The sequence below is a fragment of the Carnobacterium sp. genome (assembly GCF_032094055.1).
Taxonomy (GTDB): Bacteria; Bacillota; Bacilli; order Lactobacillales; family Carnobacteriaceae; genus Carnobacterium_A.
Genome location: NZ_DAMDAK010000021.1, coordinates 16,053 through 17,778 on the forward strand (window position 1 = coordinate 16,053; position 1,726 = coordinate 17,778).

The following is a 1,726-nucleotide window of genomic DNA, read 5'->3' on the forward strand; positions in this document are numbered from 1 at the left end:
TTGGCAATTCATTTTTCATAGCTTGTTCATATTGAGCAGCTAACTCAGGGTAGGCTTTACGGTATTCTTCAAAAGCCGTATGCCATTCTTCTTCAGCATCCGCCCCTTTATCGACCATCGTTTCTTTAAAACGATCAGCCACTTCTGAAGGAACAAAGAAATCTTCACCTTCCCAACCATAAGCTTTTTTCGCAGCTTCAATTCCTTCTGGTCCTAAAGGAGCCCCATGAACTTTATGCGATCCAGCATTTGGTGCACCAAAACCAATGACTGTTTTAACTTCGATTAAGGTTGGTTTAGTTGTTTCTGCTTTGGCGGTTTCAATTGCTGCATTGATTTCATCAAGATCGTTTCCGTCTTTTACCAAAATATACTGCCAGTCATAAGCTTCAAACCGTTGGCCTACATTCTCAGTAAAAGCTTTTGACGTGGGTCCGTCTAAAGAAATATCATTTGAATCATACAACATAATCAATTTGCCTAAACCTAAATGACCAGCTAAACTAGCAGCTTCAGCCGAAACCCCTTCCATTAAATCGCCGTCGCCACACAAAGCATACGTATAGTGATCTACGATAGTATGATTTTCTTTATTATAAGTCGCCGCCAAATGGGCTTCAGCCATAGCCATTCCTACCGCATTCGCAATCCCTTGTCCTAAAGGGCCGGTTGTCGCTTCGACACCATCCGTATAATGAACTTCAGGGTGTCCAGGAGTTTTACTGTTCCATTGACGGAAGCTTTTTAGATCTTCAATCGAAACTTGATAGCCTGCTAGATGCAATAAGCTGTATAACATCATTGATCCATGCCCAGCTGAAAGAACAAATCGATCACGATCGACCCAATTTGAATGTTTAGGGTTCACTTTTAAGTGTTGAGTCCAAAGGGTATAAGCCATTGGCGCTGCTCCCATTGGCAATCCTGGGTGTCCCGAATTGGCTTTTTGTACTCCATCTATACTGAGTGTTCTAATCGTGTTTACCGCTAGTTGGTCCGTATTGTCAAACAATTAAATCATCCTTTCAATTGTGTTACCTCTAGTTTACTGTTTTATCGCTATCGAAGCAACGACTGAATACAATAATTTAAAAATATTTTTCGATTGTATCCAGCAGCTTAAATTGCTTTTAGCGATTATGAAAGCCTTTTTCTTTTTGGATCTTTTTCAACTTATCAGGTGTTACATCATTACCAGTCTCATCAACGACTTTTAAACCTTCGATATGGTTGCGCATGCCACCACGAAAAGCTGCTAAATAGGCTTCACGTAGTTTTTTTTGTTCCGTTTGTTCAGAAAGACTCAAACCTTCATTTTTAGATTTTCTTGCTAATTCATTAATTCTTTCTAGTTGATCTTTAGGCAACATTTTACTCACTCCATTTTTTTATTCTTTCACTACTATACCAAAAAAAATAAGGAAATACATTAAATTAGTTTACAAAATAGCGAACATTTGTTTGATTGTCCTATAATTTTATGGTATTCTGTCAATGAATATACAATCTAAGAAATGAGGTGCGATTATTTATGCGTAAGACTCCTGAATCTAGACAGATGGAAGTATTACATTATATTCATGAACAAGTACAGTTAAAGGGTTACCCGCCAACTGTGCGTGAAATTGGAACAGCCGTTTCTTTGTCTTCTACATCAACTGTCCATGGTCATTTAGCAAGATTAGAAAAAAATGGGTATATTCAACGGGACCCAAGCAAACCGCGT

General features: G+C 38.5%; 1 protein-coding gene and 2 pseudogenes. 1 reads left to right on the forward strand and 2 read right to left on the reverse strand.

The window, feature by feature from the left end:
* Together RT405_RS05045 and RT405_RS05050 are read right to left on the reverse strand one after the other, a co-directional pair.
* Positions 1-1,012, reverse strand: a pseudogene (locus tag RT405_RS05045) (transketolase); the annotation flags it as partial.
* A gap of 118 nt (positions 1,013-1,130) precedes the next feature.
* Positions 1,131-1,370 carry a DUF896 family protein gene (locus RT405_RS05050; RefSeq protein WP_035027935.1) on the reverse strand — a complete coding sequence of 80 codons (240 nt, stop codon included), beginning with the start codon at positions 1,368-1,370 and terminating at the stop codon, positions 1,131-1,133.
* Positions 1,371-1,531: 161 nt separating this feature from the next.
* On the opposite strand from RT405_RS05050, the pseudogene RT405_RS05055 reads away from it, so the two are divergent.
* A pseudogene (locus RT405_RS05055) lies at positions 1,532-1,726 on the forward strand (repressor LexA); the annotation flags it as partial.

Excerpts from the sequence above, each read along its gene's own strand:
- RT405_RS05050 (WP_035027935.1), bottom strand. The coding sequence starts at position 1,370 with ATGTTGCCTAAAGATCAACTAGAAAGAATTAATGAATTAGCAAGAAAA.